At 67.4% G+C, this 16,693-nt stretch carries 14 protein-coding genes; 7 read left to right on the top strand and 7 right to left on the bottom strand.

The features are described from left to right. Positions 1 to 15: 15 nt before the first annotated feature. The 5 genes from iolD to AC1DYS_RS04255 form a co-directional block, all read right to left on the bottom strand. Positions 16 to 1,875, bottom strand: coding sequence for a 3D-(3,5/4)-trihydroxycyclohexane-1,2-dione acylhydrolase (decyclizing) (gene iolD, locus AC1DYS_RS04275; protein WP_477896363.1), 1,860 nt, complete (start codon positions 1,873 to 1,875; stop codon positions 16 to 18). Then, positions 1,872 to 3,839 carry a bifunctional 5-dehydro-2-deoxygluconokinase/5-dehydro-2-deoxyphosphogluconate aldolase gene (locus AC1DYS_RS04270; RefSeq protein WP_477896361.1) on the bottom strand — a complete coding sequence of 656 codons (1,968 nt, stop codon included), beginning with the start codon at positions 3,837 to 3,839 and terminating at the stop codon, positions 1,872 to 1,874. Before AC1DYS_RS04270 ends, iolD begins: the two co-directional genes overlap by 4 nt. Before the next feature lies 1 nt (position 3,840). Then, complete coding sequence (locus tag AC1DYS_RS04265) at positions 3,841 to 4,626, bottom strand: ATP-binding cassette domain-containing protein (protein ID WP_477896359.1); 786 nt, start codon at positions 4,624 to 4,626, stop codon at positions 3,841 to 3,843. 12 nt (positions 4,627 to 4,638) lie between these two features. Then, positions 4,639 to 5,787, bottom strand: a complete 1,149-nt coding sequence (locus AC1DYS_RS04260) for an ABC transporter permease (RefSeq protein ID WP_477897268.1) — start codon at positions 5,785 to 5,787, stop codon at positions 4,639 to 4,641. A 168-nt stretch (positions 5,788 to 5,955) separates the two neighbouring features. After that, positions 5,956 to 6,984, bottom strand: a complete 1,029-nt coding sequence (locus tag AC1DYS_RS04255) for a sugar ABC transporter substrate-binding protein (protein ID WP_477896357.1) — start codon at positions 6,982 to 6,984, stop codon at positions 5,956 to 5,958. 202 nt (positions 6,985 to 7,186) lie between these two features. Between AC1DYS_RS04255 and AC1DYS_RS04250 the strand changes: the two genes are divergently transcribed. The 3 genes from AC1DYS_RS04250 to AC1DYS_RS04240 are packed head-to-tail and all read left to right on the top strand — an operon-like array spanning position 7,187 to position 10,085. Next, a complete protein-coding gene (locus tag AC1DYS_RS04250; protein WP_047497145.1) occupies positions 7,187 to 8,059 on the top strand; it encodes a MurR/RpiR family transcriptional regulator in 873 nt (290 codons plus the stop codon). Then, positions 8,056 to 9,051, top strand: a complete 996-nt coding sequence (iolG, locus tag AC1DYS_RS04245; protein ID WP_477896355.1) for an inositol 2-dehydrogenase — start codon at positions 8,056 to 8,058, stop codon at positions 9,049 to 9,051. The genes AC1DYS_RS04250 and iolG overlap by 4 nt, the downstream gene beginning before the upstream one ends. After that, a complete protein-coding gene (locus tag AC1DYS_RS04240; RefSeq protein WP_477896353.1) occupies positions 9,051 to 10,085 on the top strand; it encodes a Gfo/Idh/MocA family oxidoreductase in 1,035 nt (344 codons plus the stop codon). Before iolG ends, AC1DYS_RS04240 begins: the two co-directional genes overlap by 1 nt. Before the next feature lie 204 nt (positions 10,086 to 10,289). On the opposite strand, the gene AC1DYS_RS04235 is transcribed toward AC1DYS_RS04240, so the two are convergent. Continuing rightward, positions 10,290 to 11,810, bottom strand: coding sequence for a CoA-acylating methylmalonate-semialdehyde dehydrogenase (locus tag AC1DYS_RS04235; protein WP_477896351.1), 1,521 nt, complete (start codon positions 11,808 to 11,810; stop codon positions 10,290 to 10,292). 123 nt (positions 11,811 to 11,933) lie between these two features. Here AC1DYS_RS04235 and AC1DYS_RS04230 point away from each other — a divergent pair, with 123 nt between their 5' ends. Both AC1DYS_RS04230 and AC1DYS_RS04225 read left to right on the top strand, forming a co-directional pair. Then, positions 11,934 to 12,893, top strand: coding sequence for a LysR family transcriptional regulator (locus tag AC1DYS_RS04230; protein WP_477896349.1), 960 nt, complete (start codon positions 11,934 to 11,936; stop codon positions 12,891 to 12,893). A 388-nt stretch (positions 12,894 to 13,281) separates the two neighbouring features. Beyond that, positions 13,282 to 13,938, top strand: coding sequence for a YecA/YgfB family protein (locus AC1DYS_RS04225; protein WP_477896347.1), 657 nt, complete (start codon positions 13,282 to 13,284; stop codon positions 13,936 to 13,938). A gap of 3 nt (positions 13,939 to 13,941) precedes the next feature. On the opposite strand, the gene AC1DYS_RS04220 is transcribed toward AC1DYS_RS04225, so the two are convergent. Then, positions 13,942 to 15,228 carry an Hsp70 family protein gene (locus AC1DYS_RS04220; protein ID WP_477896345.1) on the bottom strand — a complete coding sequence of 429 codons (1,287 nt, stop codon included), beginning with the start codon at positions 15,226 to 15,228 and terminating at the stop codon, positions 13,942 to 13,944. Here AC1DYS_RS04220 and AC1DYS_RS04215 point away from each other — a divergent pair. Together AC1DYS_RS04215 and AC1DYS_RS04210 are read left to right on the top strand one after the other, a co-directional pair. Then, the gene (locus tag AC1DYS_RS04215; RefSeq protein ID WP_477896343.1) at positions 15,188 to 15,871 is read left to right on the top strand and encodes a sigma-70 family RNA polymerase sigma factor; all 684 of its coding nucleotides are present in this window, start codon (positions 15,188 to 15,190) and stop codon (positions 15,869 to 15,871) included. The two genes, AC1DYS_RS04220 and AC1DYS_RS04215, sit on opposite strands and share 41 nt — an antisense overlap. A 34-nt stretch (positions 15,872 to 15,905) precedes the next feature. Beyond that, positions 15,906 to 16,607, top strand: coding sequence for an anti-sigma factor (locus AC1DYS_RS04210; protein WP_477896341.1), 702 nt, complete (start codon positions 15,906 to 15,908; stop codon positions 16,605 to 16,607). Positions 16,608 to 16,693: the final 86 nt, after the last annotated feature.

Raw genomic sequence — 16,693 nt, 5'->3', positions numbered from 1 at the left:
GTGTGGGTTCCTTGCTCAGAGCTTTTGATTTGCCTTGTCGGCCAGATAGCGTGCCTGCGCTTCGTTCACTTCGGCGCGGGCCGAGACCTCGGGGATGGCCACCTCCCACCAGCAGCCGCCGTCGTCGGTGGTCCGCTCGGGCGTGGTGTCGATCACGATGACCTGCGTCTTGCTGGCGGCGCGTGCCTTCACCATCGCGGCCTTGAGTTCGCGCACGCCGGCCACATGCACGGCACCGGCGCCCATGCTCGCCGCGTGGGCCGCGAAATCGATGCTCGAGCGGGTGCCGCCTTCGGGCACACAGTCGTCGAGCAGGTTGTTGAAGCGCTCGCCGCCGCTCGCGCGCTGCAGGCGGTGGATGCAGCCGTAGCCACGGTTGTCGAGTACCACGACGATGAGCTTGCGGCCCAGCATCACCGAGCTCGCGATCTCGGAGTTCATCATCATGTAGCTGCCGTCGCCCACCATCACGATGACTTCTTGCTGCGGCCGCGCGAGCTTCACGCCCAGGCCGCCGGCGATCTCGTAGCCCATGCACGAGTAGCCGTACTCCATGTGGTAGTTGCCGGGGCCGGCGGCGCGCCACAGCTTGTGCAGTTCGGCCGGCAGCGTGCCGGCGGCGCAGACGACCACGTCGGTCGCGGGCGAGAACGAGGCCGAGTCGCGCACCGCGCCGATCACTTCGGCGTCGTAGGGCAGTTCGCCTTGCGGCTCGGCGGTGGTGAGCTGGGTGACGCGGTCGCGCCAGGTTTGAGCGAGCCCCTTTGCGCGCGACGTCCAGCTCGGCTCGGCTTGCCAGCCTTGGAGTGAATGGGCCAGTTGCTCGAGGCCCGTGCGCGCATCGGCCACCAGCGTGGCGCCGTGCCACTTGGCGGCATCCAGGGGCTGCACGTTGAGGCCGATCAGCTGCGCATGGCCGAAGAGCGTGTGCGAGCCGGTCGTGAAGTCTTGCAGCCGCGTGCCCACCGCGAGGATCACATCAGCATCGCGCGCGAGCGCATTGGCCGCGGGCGAGCCGGTGACGCCGATGGCGCCGGCGTTCAGCGGGTCATCCCAGGGCAGGCTGCTCTTGCCGGCCTGCGACTCGGCCACCGGCACGCCGTGCGCCTGCGCGAAGCTGCGCAGCGCTTCCCAGGCCTGGCTGTAAAGAACGCCGCCGCCGGCAATGATGAGCGGGCGCCGGGCGGCCTTGAGCAGCGCGACGGCGCGCTGCATCTCGCCCGCCTCGGCCGGCGCGCGGCGGAAGCGGATCAGCGCGGGCTGCAAGAATTCTTCGGGGCAATCGAAGGCCTGCGTCTGCGCGTCTTGCGGCAGCGCCAGGCACACCGGGCCGCACAGCGCCGGGTCGGTCATGACCTGCACGGCGCGCGGCAAGGCGGTGAGGACCTGCTCGGGCCGCATCAGCCGGTCGAAGTAACGGGTGACGGGGCGCAGGCAGTCGTTGGCCGACACGTCGCCGTGGTGGAAGTCTTCGAGCTGCTGCAGCACCGGGTCGGGCGCGCGCGACGCGAACACGTCGCCCGGCAGCAGCAGCACCGGCAGGCGGTTCACATGTGCCAACGCCGCCGCGGTGACGAGGTTGGTGGCGCCCGGGCCGATGGAGCTGGTGACGGCCATGATGCGCTGGCGGAATTGCGCCTTGGCATACGCGATGGCCGCATGCGCCATGGCCTGCTCGTTGTGCGCGCGCAGCGTGGGCAGCACGGCGCGCTCGGCGGCCAGCGCTTCGCCGATGCCGGCCACGTTGCCGTGGCCGAAGATCGAGAACACACCGCCGACGTAGGGCTGCACGCTGCCGTCGGCCATCTCCACGCGCAGCGCAGCGAGGTGGCGCACCAGGGCCTGGGCCATCGTGAGGCGAACGGTTGTCGTCATGCAGCCACCTTGTTCGGTTGTGCCGCGGCGCCGGCCCGCGAGGCGAGCCAGGCGTCGACCAGCGTGATGAAGTTGCGCGCCACGTCGTCGACCAGGGCCGTGTCGCTCAGTTCGCCGCGCAACCATTGCAGCGATGCCGTGGCCCACAGCGTACGCCCGACCATGAACCCTTTGACGATGGGGTTGCTGGCCTGCGCGAAGCTCGCGGCCAGGTGCGAGAGCGGCTGGTTGAGCCCGAGGATCACCGCACCGCGGCACTGCGGGTCGCGCTCGGCCACCAGCTCGGCCAACGCCTGCCAGCCCTCGGCCGCCATCGGCGCGAGCTTCCACCACTCGGGCTTGAAGCCGAGGTTGTAGAGGCGCTTGACGGCGCGCAGCACGGCGGCATCGGCCTCGCCCGCGCCCTCGACCATCGCCCGCGGCGGAATGATCTCCAGCAGCAGCTCATGGCCGCTCTGGCGCGTGGCGACCCACAGCTCCTGCAGGCGCTGCTCTTGCGCGAGGCGCAACGCCGTTTCGTCGTCGGGGTGGTAGTGCACGAGGCACTTCACCACCTGCTCGGCGGGCCAGCTCACGAGCTGCGAGCCGATGGAGGGGTTGACGTCGAAGCACAGCGGGCGCGAGCCCGGCAGCTCGACCGGGCGGCCGACCCACCAGCCGCGGCCGGTGGCGGACGCGAGTGCATCGGCGCCGTAGACGCTGTCGATCAGCACGCCGATGCGGCCTTGCAGCGAGCGCGTGGCCTCGACCTGCTCGGCCGCGCGCACCAGCAGCTTCTTCAGCGCCGGCACGCGCTCTTCGCTGACGCCGGCCTCGCGTGCCATCTCGAAGAACTGGGTGCGGTGATCGAAGGCCATCACGCACAACTCGCCCCAGGCCTTGCGTGGCACGGTGCTGCGGTGCAGGTGGGCCAGCTGCTGATCGGAATCGACCTTCGGGTTGCGCTGGCCGCTGAACCAGTGGCTCAGCTCCTGCGGGGTCGGCATGGCCGGCGCGCAGGCATGGCGCGAGACGACGATGGCACCGCAGGCGTTAGCCAGCCGCGCAGCCTCCTCGAAGCTTTGGCCCTGGAGAAAGCCGGTGAGCAGGCCCGCGGCAAAGGCATCGCCCGCACCGAGCACGTTCATCACCTCGATGCGTTCGCCTTGCACGGTGGGTGCGTCTTCGATGCGCGCGGGCACGGTGCCGGGGATGAAGCAGCAGCCGGCGGCGCCGAGCTTCACGACGAACGCTGCCTTGGTGACCTTGCGTACCTCGCGCAGTGACGCCAGCAGGTCGCCCGGCACGCCCCCGGCGATGGAGAACTCTTCGGCCGTGCCGATCAACAGGTCGAACTCGGGCAGCACTGCCTGCAGCTGCGCGGTGACGGCCTCGCTCTCGACGAAGCGGTTCTCGCCTTCGCCGCGTTTGGTGAGGCCCCACAGCACGGGGCGGTAGTCGATGTCGAGCACGCGCAGCACGCCGTGCTTCTCGGCGTAGGCGAGCGCCGTGGTCGACGCGGCACGCACGCCGGGTGCGCTGAGGTGCGTGCCGGTGATGAGCAGCGCGCGGCACTGCGCGATGAAGTCTTCGCTGATCGCGTCGGCGGCGAGCGCCATGTCGGCACAGTTCTCGCGGTAGAACAGCAGCGGGAAGGTGTCGCGGTCTTTCAGGCCCAGCAGCACGAGCGCGGTGAGGCGCTGCGGGTCGATCTGCACCTGCGAGGTGTCGCAGCCCTCGCGCTGCAGCGTCTCGGTGAGAAAGCGGCCCATCTGCTCGTCACCGACGCGCGAGACCATGGCGGCGCGCATGCCGAGCCGCGCTGCGCCGAAGGCGATGTTGGCCGACGAGCCACCGAGGTACTTGGCGAAGCTGCTGACGTCTTCGAGGCGGCTGCCGACCTGCTGTGCGTAGAGGTCGACGGCGAGGCGGCCGAGGCAGGCCAGGTCGAACCGGCGGCCGCTGGGAATGTGGAGGTCGCTCATCTCAGATCGTCACCTCGTCCAGCTCGGCCATCAACTTCTTCATCTCGGCGCCGCCGGCCATCATGTCGAGCACCTGCTCCTTGCTGACCTCGTTCTTGGCGAAGGTGCCGAGCGACTTGCCGCGGTTGAGAAGCGTGAAGCTGTCGGCCACCGGGTAGGCATGGTTGACGTTGTGCGTGATGAAGATGACGGCGATGCCACGCTCGCGCGCCTTGCGGATCAGCTTCAGCACGTTGACGCTCTGCTTCACGCCGAGCGCCGCGGTGGGCTCGTCGAGGATCAGCACCTTGGCGCCGAAGTGGATGGCGCGCGCAATCGCGAGGCACTGCTTCTCGCCGCCGGACATGGTGCCGATCATCTGGTCGGCATCGCGCACCTTGATGCCCATCTCGCCCAGCTTGGTGCAGGCCGTTTCGCCGGCGAGCGCATGGTCCATCACCGGCAAGAAGCCGAAGAGCTTCTTCACCGGCTCGCGGCCCATGTAGAAGTTGCGCGCCACGCTCATCAGCGGCACCAGCGCCAGGTCTTGGTAGACGGTGGCGATGCCCATGTCGAGCGCCTGGCGCGGCGAACGGAAGCGCACCGGCTCACCGTCGAACAGGTACTCGCCCTTGCTGGGGCGGTGCACGCCCGCCAGCGTCTTGATCAGCGTGGACTTGCCGGCGCCGTTGTCGCCGAGCAGGCAGTGCACTTCGCCGCGCTTGAGGCGCAACGTGACCTCGTTCAACGAGATCACGGCGCCAAAGTATTTGCTGACCGCTTCGAGCTGGAGGATGTATTCACTCATGGCATCACTCCTTCAACGCCGCCCAAGCGCCACGCGCTTGCGGATGAAGTTGTTGAACAGCACCGCGATCAGCAGCATCAAGCCGAGGAACACGCGGTACCAGTTGTTGTCGATGCTGGTGTATCCGATGCCGATCTGCACCACGCCGAAGATCAGTGCGCCGATCGACGCGCCCACCACCGAGCCGTAGCCGCCCGTGAGCAGGCAGCCGCCGATCACCGCGGCGATGATGGCCTCGAACTCTTTCTGCAAGCCGCGGTCGGCCGCAGCCGAGCCGGCGTCTGCCACCTGCAGCACGGCGAAGAGCGTCGAGCACGCCGCCATGATCACGAACAGCATCACCTTGACGAAGGGCACCGGGATGCCGGTGTTCTTGGCCGCGTTGACGTCACCACCGACGGCCAGCACCCAGTTGCCGAAGCGCGTCTTCGCGAGCGTGAAGGCGCCGGCCGCGGTGAGCAGCAGCCACCACATCACGACCTTGGGCACGCCGATCGCGAGCGCGCTGCCGTCGTCGCGCGCGGGCAGCAGGCCGATGCGGGCGAGCCAGTTGAATAGGTCGGTGAACACGTGCCCGCTGAACAAGGTGCTGAACAGCACGTCGGTCTGCGTGAGCTCGCGCAGCACCATGTCGCCGTTGGTGCTGATGATGGTCTTGCCGGTGAGCTGCACCGAGACCGCGAGCGACAGCCCGCGCAGCATGAAGAAGAAGGCCAGCGTGACGATGAACGACGGCAGCCCCGTTCTCACCACCAGGTAGCCGTTGAAGGCGCCGAGCAGCATGCACAGCCCGAAGGTGAAGAAGCAAGACAGCCACAGCGGCCAGCCCCAATAGAGCGCGGGGATGGACAGCATCATCCCGGCGAAGCCGATCATCGAGCCGATGGAGAGGTCGAACTCACCGCCGATCATGAGCAGCGCCGCACCCACCGACAGCACGCCGAGGAAAGCGGCCACCGTGCCCCAGTTGACGACGCCTTCCATGCTGAACATGCCTGAGCCGCCGGCCGAGAAGGCGAACAGCACGAACACCAGCACCGCACCCGAGATCGACCCGAACTCGGGCCGCGCGAGAAAGCGGCGCCACGGGCTGATGGCGCGCACGCGCTCGTCGGCGGCAGCGGCCGGTGCCGCGGGTGCAGCGCTTTGTGTTGGGGGCATGAAGGTCTCTTGCACGGGGTGCGCGTGAGTGGCCATGGGGTTGTCCTTGGAAAGAGGCGCCGGAAGATTCCGTTCGCGTGGCGGCCCTTCGGCCGGCTCAGCGCGAACGGAGCTGCGGCTCAGTCCGAACGGAGGCAGCGAGCCCTCCGAACGGAATGAGCCCCACGCTCAGCGGTACTGCCCGGCGTATTTCTCGACCTTGCCGATGTTGTCCTTGGTGACGAAGCCGGGGCCGGAGCCGATGTGGCGTGCACCGAAGGCCGGCGTGAGGCCGTATTCGGTGAAGCGCGCCTGCGTCTTGGGGTTGGCCTTGACGGCGTCGGCCACCTTCTTCAGGTCGGTCGACTTCATGCTCTTCATCGTGGCGAGCACGGCCACCGGGATGTAGCCCTGCAGGTAGGGCTGCTGGTCGATGCCGAACTGCACCGAGCCGTCCTTGATGCCCTTGGAGATTTCATCCGAGAGGTCGAAGGTCGCCATCCAGATCTTGCCCTTGAGGCCCATCTTCTCCAGCGCCTTCAGCGTGGGCACGGCCGAGGTGGGGCCGAGCGTGAGCACGCCGCCGGTGCTCGGGTTCTGGCGCAGGTAGGCGGAGACCTTGGACTCGATGGTGGTCGGGTCGTCGCCCACGTCGAGCGTGGACTTCTTGTAGTCGACGCCAATCGCTTCGCCGAAGCCGCGGCAGCGCTCGAACGAGGCTGGGTTGGTGGCGTAGTGGTTCACGCACAGGAAGCTCTTCACGCCCTTGGCCTTGGCGCGCTCGCCAGCGCCCTTGCCGGCTTCGTACTCGGGCTGGCCCACGTGCATCACAGCACCGAGCTTCTCGCTCTGCTCGGTGGTGCCCGAGTTGATGGTGATGAGCGGGATCTTCTTCGCGGTGACCTTGCCGAGGCTGCCTTGCAGCACCTGGTAGTCGGCGATGGTGGTGATGACGCCGTCGTAGCCGGCCGCGGCGGCCTGCTCGATCAGTCGTGACATGTCGGCCAGGTCACCGCCCGACGGATTGCGGTAGTCGACCTGCACGCCGTAGTCTTCACCCGCCTGCTTGACGGCGTTCTTGATCGTGTTCCACCACGAATCGGAATCGGGCGCGTGGCTGATGAGCACGTACTTGTCGGCATGCGCCGCGGCGCTCAAGGCCACCAGCGCGCTCGCGGCCAGGGCCTTGGCGAGCATCTTCAAGGGTGTCGATTTCATCTTGTCTCCATATGTTGTTGGTCGTCCATGCAACGCGTCGGCAACAGACACAGAGGCCACGCATCGAGACGCAACAAATTCTAGAAGTCGCTTCCGCGAATTGCAATTATTTTTCTATTTTGTTTTCTAGTGGAAAACCATTTCTTTTTCTGCTGCGACGCTTTCTATACTGCGGGTATTCCCTTCGCGCCTTCACCTTCCCATGGCCACGAGCCCACCCAAGCCCACCATCGAGCGCCTGCTCAAGGACATCTCCAAGGAGTTCGATTCGCTGAGCAAGCAGCTCAAGCTGATCGCGCGCCACGTGGAGCAGCACCGCGAGCACATCGGCCTCGAGGGCATCCAGGAGATGGCCGCGCATTGCGGCGTGCAGCCTTCGGCGGTGATCCGCTTCGCCAAGCACTTCGGCTTCTCGGGCTTCAGCGAAATGCAGAAGCTGTTTCGCGACGGCATCTCGAAGCAGATCGTGCCGAGCCGTAACTACCAGTCGCGCATCCGCGAGGTCATCGCAGCCGGCCAGAGCCCGACGACGAGCGTCGACATCGCGCACGAGTTTCTCGGCAGCAGCATTGCCGACATGCAGGAGCTGCAGCGCTCGCTGCATGCGCCCACCTTCGTCAAAGCGGTGGAGCTGCTGGTCAAGGCCGACTCGGTGTGGATCGCCGGCGCGCGCCGGTCCTTCCCGGTGGCGGCCTATCTGGGCTACGCGCTGCAGCACACCGACAAGCGCATCCAGCTGCTCACCGCGCTGGGCAGCATGCACGAGGCGCAGCTGCGCTCGCTGCGCACGGGCGACGTGATGATCGCGATCTCGTTCACGCCCTATGCCGAAGAGACGCAGGTGATGGCCGAGACCGCGGTGCAGCGCGGCGGCAAGCTGATCGCCATCACCGACAGCCGCATGAGCCCGCTCGCACGCCACGCACACGCCACGCTGCTGGTGCAAGACCACAGCCCGCTGGGCTTCCGTTCGCTCACCAGCACGATGGGCCTGGCGCAAAGCCTGTTCATCGCGCTGGCGTACCGGCTGGAGCTCGAACACCAACCCACTCAACAAAGCCTGTCGAACCCATGAAGCAAGTTGCCGTTTTCGGTGCCGGCCGCATTGGCCGCATCCACGCTGCAAACCTGGCCGCGCTGCCGGGCGTGCAGGTGAAGTACGTGTACGACCCCATCGCCGATTCGGCCGCCTCGCTGGCCGAGCAGGTGGGCGCGAAGGTAAGCAGCATCGAGGCTGCCTTCGCCGACCCGGCCATCGAGGTGGTGGCCATCACCTCGCCGACCGACACGCACAGCGACCTGATCAGCCGCGCCGCGGCGGCGCGCAAGCACATCTTCTGCGAGAAGCCGATCGACCTCTCGGTGCCGCGCGCCGTGGCCTGCGCCGAGGCGGTGAAGGCCGCCGGGGTGGCCTGCATGATCGGCTTCCAGCGCCGCTTCGACCCGACCTTCAACGCGGCCAAGGAGCGGATCGCGCGCGGCGAGATCGGCGTGCCCGAGATGCTGGTCGTCACCAGCCGCGACCCGGGCGCGCCACCGGCGCAGTACCTCAAGGGCTCGGGCGGCATCTTCCGCGACATGCTGATCCACGACTTCGACATCTTCCGCTGGATCCTCGCCGATGGCGGTGACGAAGCCGCGTGGATCAGCGCCACCGGCTCATGCCTCACCGACCCCGAGATCGCCGCCGTGGGCGACATCGACACCACCGCGGTGACGCTGCGCACGAAGGCCGGCAAGCTGTGCCAGATCAACACCTCGCGCCGCGCGGCCTACGGCTACGACCAGCGCTTCGAGGTGCTGGGCTCCAAGGGCCTCGTCGCCTGCGGCAACCACAAGCCGACGGAGGTGATGCAGATGGACGCGAGCGGCGTGCACGTCGACAAGCCCGAGCACTTCTTCCTGCAGCGCTACCGCGAGGCGTACCGGCTCGAGGTGACGCACTTCTTCGAGTGCCTGCAGTCAGGCGCTCCGTTCCGCACGACGATCGCCGACGGCGTGGCAGCGCAGAAGCTCGCCGATGCTGCGGCCGAGTCGCTCAAGACCGGCCAGGCGGTGACGCTCTGATGGCCGCGCCGCCGCTTCGGGTAGGCATTGCCGGCCTCGGCCGCCTGGGCCGGCGCCACGCGGAGACGCTGGCTTTCAACACGCGCAACTGCCAGCTCGTGTCGGCCTGCAGCCCGGTGCCCGCCGAGCTCGACATGGCCTGCGACACCTTCGGCGTGCAGCGCCGCCATGCCGACTTCGACGAGTTCGTGCGCGATCCGGCGGTCGACGCGGTGGTGCTGGTCACGCCCACGCCGCTGCATGCCGACCAGGTGATCGCCGCGCTCGCTGCGGGCAAGCATGTGTTCGTCGAAAAGCCGCTGGCGCTGAACGTGGAAGACTGCGAACGCGTGGAGCGGTTCGCCGCGCAGCATGCCGACCGCGTCGCGATGGTGGGCTTCGTGCGGCGCTTCGACGCGAGCTACCAGCGGGCGCAGCAGGCGATTGCGCGCGGAGAGATCGGCCGGGCCTTCATGGTGCGATCRCAGACCTGCGACCAGAACGACGAGAGCGGCGCGTTCATCCAGTTCGCGCCGACCTCGGGCGGCATCTTCATGGACTGCAGCGTGCACGACATCGACCTCGCGCGCTGGCTGCTGGCAGATGCCCAAGGCGTACCGCGCGCGGTGCGCGCCTGGGCCACCGGCACGATCGCCATTCACCAGGGCCTGAAGCCGATCGGCGATGTGGACAACGGCATCGCCGTGGTCGAGTTCGAAGGCGGTCAGCGCGCCATGCTGTACGCCTCGCGCACCTTTGCGCATGGGCACGAGACGCAGACCGAGATCATCGGCACGAAAGGCAACTTGCTGATCGGCCAGGGCGCGGCGCGAGACCGCGTGGTGACGAGCGACGTACATGGCGTGCGGCACCAGCCGGTGGCCGACTTCTTCGAACGCTTCAGCGACGCGTTCGCGCGCGAGATGCAAAGCTTCGTGGCCGCGTGCCGCGGCGAGCAGCCACTGGCGCTGAAGCTATCGGATGCGACCGAGGCCACGCGCATCGGTTTGGCGATCACGCGCTCATTGCACAGCGGGCAGCCGGAAGCGGTTTGATGAGAGCCGGGTAAAACGGGACGGCTACGCCGAACCCGTCGATCAAGCAATGCCCGCCTGCCGGGCCGCCCCAAGGGCCCGGCCAGGCCTTGCAGGCCGCACCGGGCGAGGACGCCCGGCCCTTCGCCAGGCGCATCTTGTCCACTGGACAAGATGCGTCCGGGCTCTGCCCCTTGGGGGCAGGAGCGAAGCGACTGGGGGCCGTTATTTAGCGGTGGGCATCACGAACTCGGCACCTTTCGCGATGCTCGCCGGCCAGCGCTGCATCACGCTCTTCTGCTTGGTATAGAAGCGCACACCCTCTTCGCCGTAGGCGTGCATGTCGCCGAACAGGCTCTTCTTCCAGCCGCCAAAACCGTGCCAGGCCATCGGCACCGGGATCGGCACGTTGATGCCGACCATGCCGACCTGGATGCGCCGCGCGAACTCGCGTGCCACGTTGCCGTCGCTGGTGAAGCAGGCCACGCCGTTGCCGAATTCGTGGTCATTGACGAGCTTCACGGCAGCCGCGAAGTCGGGTACGCGCACCACGGCCAGCACCGGGCCGAAGATCTCTTCCTTGTAGATCTTCATCTCGGGCGTCACGTGGTCGAACAGCGTGCCGCCGATCCAGAAGCCTTGCTCGTGGCCAGGTACTTTGAAGCCGCGGCCGTCGACGACGAGTTGCGCACCCTCCGTCACACCCTGCTCGATGTAGCCTGTGATGCGCTCCAGCGCCTGTGCGGTGACGATCGGGCCCATCTCAGCATCGAGTTCCATGCCGTTCTTGATCTTGAGCGTCTTCGCACGCGCAGCGAGCGCCGGCACGAGCTTGTCGGCCACGTCGCCCACGGCCACCGCCACGCTGATCGCCATGCAGCGCTCGCCGGCCGAGCCGTAGCCCGCGCCGATGAGGGCGTCGACCGTCTGCTCCAGGTCGGCATCGGGCATCACCACCATGTGGTTCTTCGCGCCGCCCAGGGCCTGCACGCGCTTGCCGTGGCGTGCGCCGGTTTCGTAGATGTACTGCGCGATCGGCGTGGAGCCGACGAAGCTGATGGCCTTCACGTCGGAGTGCGTGAGCAGCGTGTCGACGGCGAGCTTGTCGCCTTGCACGACGTTGAACACGCCATCGGGCAGGCCGGCCTGCTTCATCAGTTCGGCCATGAAGATCGACGCCGACGGGTCACGCTCGCTGGGTTTCAGCACGAAGGTGTTGCCGGCGGCAATGGCGACCGGGAACATCCAGCACGGCACCATGCACGGGAAGTTGAACGGCGTGATGCCGGCCACCACGCCGAGCGGCTGGCGCATCGTCCAGTTGTCGATGCCGGTGGAGACCTGCTCGGTGTAGTCGCCCTTCAGCAGCTGCGGGATGCCGCAGGCGAACTCGATGATGTCGATGCCGCGGCTCACTTCGCCCTGCGCATCGGTGAACACCTTGCCGTGCTCGGCGGTGATCATCGCGGCGAGCGTGTCCTTGTGCTGGTTCATCAGCTCGAGGAACTTGAACATCACGCGCCCGCGGCGGATCGGTGGCGTGTCGGCCCAGGCCGGGAAGGCGGCCTGCGCAGAGGCCACCGCGGCGTTCACTTCGTCGACGCTGGCGAGCGCGACCTTGCGGGCAGCAGCGCCGGTGGCCGGGTTGAAGACCGGCTGGCTGCGACCGCTGCGGCTCTCGACGGCGACGCCGTTGATGAAGTGCCCCACGTCGTGGGTGGTGGCAAATGCTTCGGGTGCGCCCATGTCTGTCTCCAGTGTGTGTCTTGAACGATTCAGTCTAGGCGCCAGGGAGGCGCTTGCCAACCTCGCTGGCGTGACTTCATTGTTCGATAAACTGAACAATCGACCGCTCCGAGGTGCAGTGCCATGGCGACCAACGCGATCCCTCTCGACCAGCGCATCGACCTGCTTTGGCCGCAGGTCCATGCGCTCACATTGCTCGCGCAGCTGGCGAGCTTCACGCAGGTGGCCCAGCGGCTCGGCCTGTCGAAAGCGGCGGTGAGCCAGCGCATCACCGAGCTCGAGCGCTCGGTGGGCCAGACGCTGGTGCAACGCACCACGCGTTCGGTGCGGCTCACCGAAGCCGGCCAGCGTCTGGTGGAGCAGACGAGCGAAAGCTTCGCCCACATCGCCCGCAGCGTGGGCGAGGCACGCGACCTGGCCACGCAACCACGCGGCCTGCTGCGTGTGACGGCGCCGGTGGCGCTGGGGCGCCAGCACGTGGCGCCGCTGATCGAGTCGTTCGCGCGAGCGCAGCCCGACGTGCGCATCGAGCTCGACCTGTCCGACCGCCTGCTGACGCTCGCGCACGAAGGCTTCGACCTGGCGGTGCGCCACACCAGCGCGCCCCCCGACAACCACGTGGCGTGGAAGCTCTGCGGCTCGCGCTCGCTGCTGGTGGCGAGCAGCGCTTACCTGAAGCGAAACGGCACGCCGGCGCACCCGGGCGAGCTGGTGAACCACGCCTGCCTACCCTACCTGCGGCCCGGCCCCTCGGTCTGGCAATTCGAGCGCGGCGCGGGCAAGACCAAGAACGAACCTGAACGCGTGAGCGTCACCGTGCAGGGCCCCCTGCGTGCAAGCAACAGCGAGGTGCTGCGCGACGCGGCCTTGTCAGGCCTTGGCATTGCGCTGCTGCCCGACTTCAGCGCCGCCGCGGCGCTGCGGGCGCGTCGTCTGCGAGTCTTGATGCCCACATGGAGGCCGGTGGGCGTGTTCGGCGATGCGATCTATGCGATGCACCCGTGGAGCCCGACGACCCCGAAGGCGGTGCAGGCGCTGGTGGCGCACTTGCGCACTCACCTGGCCTCGGGCTTCGATGCCTAGGCGGTTCAACACCGAGGCAAAAAAAAGCCCACCCGATGAAGGGTGGGCTGTTGAAGTCCTCTGAAGGACGTCGTTGGGACCGGTGCGGTTCTCTCGCTTCTGCGGCGCGTTTTTCTTCTTGAGCGCTCTGGCGATTCGGACCGTGTACCTCGTGGTCTGTGAAGACCCCGTGTGACAGCACAGCGAAAATGTAGTCGTGCGAGGTGCACGCCATCCATCCCCAATACGAGGGACGAATGGAAACGCTTTGTAGCAACAGCGCATCAGCGAGTCGATGCGAAGTTCGTGCACCTCAAGACTTCGCACATCGCAAGGTCTGCGAAGCACGCGGCACCGAAGTACTTTTAACGTCACCCTCTTTCACGGGTCGCCACGCGACAATGCCGAGATGGCCACGTTTCACAAATCACCCCAAGTTCCACTGAACGAATCCGAACTCGAAGAGTTGCAGGCACTGCTCGATGCCGTTCCTCCGCCCCTCGAACCACTCGACGTAAGCATGCTCGATGGCTTCTTGTGCGGACTGCTGGTTCAGCCGGTGCGCGTGCCCGCCAGCCGCTGGTTGCCGCACATCACGGACGCCGACGGCCGTGCGCTGCCGAGCCGCTTCGACGCGACGCGCCTGCATGAATTGGCCTTGCGGCGGCACGCGGAGCTGAACGACGCGATCTCGCGCCGCCAATGGTTCGACCCCTGGGTGTTCGAGCTCGAAGGTGAAGACGACGAGCCCTCCGAGGTCGACGCCGTGTACCCGTGGGTGGCGGGCTTCGCGACCGCGATGGAGTTGTTTCCCGAACTGATGCAGCGCGACGCGCAGTCGCTCACCGAACCGCTCGCCCTGCTGTACCGGCACCTGAGTCCGGACGACCTGGAAGACGCCGACGAGTTGCTCGAAGAGATCGAGACGCTCGAGCCACCGGAAGACCTGTCTGAAGCAGTCGAAGGCCTGGTGCGCGCCACGCTGCTGCTGGCCGATGTGGGCCGGCCGCAACCCGCGAGCAACGCGGCGCCAAAACCGAAACGACCGGCACCACGGCGCCGGTAAAACTTACTGCGCGCGCGTGAACCAGCGTTGCGCGTGCAGCGCCAAACCGGTGGCCACGCTGGCGAAGCGGTCACCGCGCACGGCACGCGCCTGGGGGAACACGGCTGCGATCTGTTGCGCCAGCAAGCGCAACCCGGTGGAGCCGCCGGTGAAATACAGCGCATCGATCTGATCCGGCCGCAAGCCGGCCTGCGCCACCGTGACACGCGCCGCGTCGACGATGCGCTCCAGATCGCCTGAGATAGCCTGCACCGCCTCGCGCTCGGTCAGCGTGACGGCGAGTGCACGTTCGACGTGGCTGAGGTCGATGCGCGTGTCGCCGCCTTCAGCCACGCTGATCTTCGCGGCCTCGGCACGTGATGCGAGCTCGTGGCCCAGGCGCTCGGTGACCACCGTCATCAAGCGCTGGTGATGGCGTGCGTCGGCGTAGAAGCTGCGCATCTGCCGCAACTCGGCGACGCGCTGCGGGCTGTACAGGGTGTTGATGAGGTGCCAGGTGGCGAGGTCGAAGTAGACCGCGCTCGGCACCTCGCGCGCCGGTGCGCCGTTCGTGCTGGGGCCGTAGGCGCCGTAGCCGAATTCACCCAGGATGCTGGCCAGTTCAACGCGGCGGTCGAAGTCGGTACCGGCGATATGCACGCCATGGTTGGCGAGGATGTCGCCCTTGCGCTCCAGCCGCTTGGCTTGCTCGGGCCCGACGCGCACGACCGAGAAGTCGGAGGTGCCGCCACCGATGTCGGCCACCAGCACCACCTGCTCGCTGCTCACGCTGCGCTCGAAGTCGAATGCGGCGGCGATCGGTTCGTACTGGAAGTGGATCTCGCGGAAGCCGACGGCACGTGCTGCGGTTTCCAGCGTGGCCTGGGCCTGCGCATCGCGCTCGGGCTCTTCGTCGACGAAGAAGACCGGCCGGCCCAGCACCACCTGGTCGATGCTCGCCCCGGCCTCGCGCTCGGCGAGCGTCTTCAGGTGCAGCAGGTAGCCGGCGATGATGTCGAGGTACTTCACGCCGCGGCCACCGCCCACGTCGGTGGTCTGCTCGACCAGGCTGCTGCCGAGGATGCTCTTCATCGAGCGCATCAGGCGGCCATCGATGCCATCGACATACGCCGCCAGCGCGGCCCGCCCGAAAGCACGCGGCGGCCCATGAGCCTCGGAGCCTTCGACGAAGTAGAAGACCGCCGTCGGCATGGTGCGGTGGCTTGGCTCCAGCTCGACCAGGCGCATTTCACCGCCGGCCGGAATGGCGATGGCCGAGTTGGAGGTGCCGAAGTCGATGGCGCAGTACATACAGGGAGGGGTCACGCAAGGGGGGCGCGATTGTAGACTCGCGCGTCATTCCCTCCGGATCGGCACCACCATGCCAGCTGTCGACGACCTTACCACCCTGATGTCGCGCACCGCCCTGCACGACCGGGCTGCGTTCGAGCGGCTTTATCGCGCCACCTGCGCGCATCTGTTGAGCGTCGCGTTCCGTATATTGAACAACAGGGACCGCGCCGAAGAGGTGCTGCAGGAAGCTTTCATGAACGTCTGGCACAGCGCGAGTGGCTACAACCCCGTCGTGGCTACGCCGATGACCTGGCTCATCAACATCGTGCGCAACAAGGCGATCGACGCCCTGCGCTCGGGCAAGACCGAGCGCGGCTCGACCGTGGCGCTCGACGACGAGGCCCTGGAAATCGCCGGCGACGCCGCGCTAGAACCGCAGCGCCTGCTCGACGACAGCCTGACCAAGGCCCACATCGGCGCCTGCATGGGCGAGCTGAACGCGTCGCAACGCCAGGCGCTCGCGCTGGCTTACTACCGCGGCATGGTCCACACCGACATCGCCGAGGCGATGAATGCGCCGCTAGGCACGGCCAAGGCGTGGGTGCGGCGGGGTTTGGACAAGCTGAAGGATTGCCTGCAGGCGGCGGGAGTCGCCGCATGACGCGTGTCAGCACGGCCTCCTCGGAGGCATCCGCATGAACTATCTGTTGCCGGAACGGCTGGATCGCCTGGCGCGCGAATACGTACTGGGAACGCTCGCCGGTGGCGCGAGGCGCCGCTTCGAGCGCGTGCTGAGCCAGGCGCCGGCGGCCGGCCGCGCTGTGGCTGCGTGGCAAGAGCGGTTCACGGTTCTGTCGACCAGCCTGCCGCCGATGGCGCCGCGCAACGCGGTGTGGCAAGGGCTGGAGCAGCGCCTGTTCGCTCCGCCGCGCAAGAGCGCGGGATGGTGGCGCGCGCTGGGCGGGGTGCTTGCAGGTGTGCTGCTGTGCACCGTGGTGCTACGCATTCAGCCGGGGCTGATCGGCCTGGAGCCGCAGGCCGAGAGCCTGCCGGCCAGTTATGTGGGCCTGTTGACCGACAGCGAAGGCAAGCCGGCCGTGCTGGCCAGTTCGCGCCGGCATGGGCGGCAACTCACCATCAAGCTGCTGCAGGCGCTCTCGGTGCCCAGCGGCCGCGTGGCGCAACTCTGGGCCTTGCCGCGAGACGGCAGTGCGGCCTTCCCGGTGGGCGTGGTGACGCCGGGCGGGTCATCCACGCTGGCATTGAGTGATGAGTCGGAGAAGCTGTTTTCTCAGGTGTCGCGCTTGGCCGTCAGCCTGGAAGAGAGGGCGGCGAAGCCAGGCGACAAGCCCACGCAACCTTTCGTGTTGAGTGGCCATTGCGTCAAGCTTTGGTGAGCCGATGCGACTGCCGACTAAATTTTTGCACTCGGCTGCGTCCGTCATCCAAGGTGACTCCGTAAGTCTATTCAAGACGCCAATTC

This window comes from Rhizobacter sp. P2_G4, assembly GCF_056403575.1.
Note: the sequence above shows the minus strand (reverse complement) of the source record. Positions and strands in the feature narration are given on the sequence as shown.

Coding starts and splice junctions, on each gene's coding strand:
- iolD (WP_477896363.1), bottom strand. CDS start 1,875: ATGACGACAACCGTTCGCCTCACGATGGCCCAGGCCCTGGTGCGCCAC.
- AC1DYS_RS04260 (WP_477897268.1), bottom strand. CDS start 5,787: ATGCCCCCAACACAAAGCGCTGCACCCGCGGCACCGGCCGCTGCCGCC.
- AC1DYS_RS04270 (WP_477896361.1), bottom strand. CDS start 3,839: ATGAGCGACCTCCACATTCCCAGCGGCCGCCGGTTCGACCTGGCCTGC.
- AC1DYS_RS04235 (WP_477896351.1), bottom strand. CDS start 11,810: ATGGGCGCACCCGAAGCATTTGCCACCACCCACGACGTGGGGCACTTC.
- AC1DYS_RS04255 (WP_477896357.1), bottom strand. CDS start 6,984: ATGAAATCGACACCCTTGAAGATGCTCGCCAAGGCCCTGGCCGCGAGC.
- AC1DYS_RS04220 (WP_477896345.1), bottom strand. CDS start 15,228: ATGTACTGCGCCATCGACTTCGGCACCTCCAACTCGGCCATCGCCATT.
- AC1DYS_RS04225 (WP_477896347.1), top strand. CDS start 13,282: ATGGCCACGTTTCACAAATCACCCCAAGTTCCACTGAACGAATCCGAA.
- iolG (WP_477896355.1), top strand. CDS start 8,056: ATGAAGCAAGTTGCCGTTTTCGGTGCCGGCCGCATTGGCCGCATCCAC.
- AC1DYS_RS04210 (WP_477896341.1), top strand. CDS start 15,906: ATGAACTATCTGTTGCCGGAACGGCTGGATCGCCTGGCGCGCGAATAC.
- AC1DYS_RS04265 (WP_477896359.1), bottom strand. CDS start 4,626: ATGAGTGAATACATCCTCCAGCTCGAAGCGGTCAGCAAATACTTTGGC.
- AC1DYS_RS04230 (WP_477896349.1), top strand. CDS start 11,934: ATGGCGACCAACGCGATCCCTCTCGACCAGCGCATCGACCTGCTTTGG.
- AC1DYS_RS04250 (WP_047497145.1), top strand. CDS start 7,187: ATGGCCACGAGCCCACCCAAGCCCACCATCGAGCGCCTGCTCAAGGAC.
- AC1DYS_RS04215 (WP_477896343.1), top strand. CDS start 15,188: ATGGCCGAGTTGGAGGTGCCGAAGTCGATGGCGCAGTACATACAGGGA.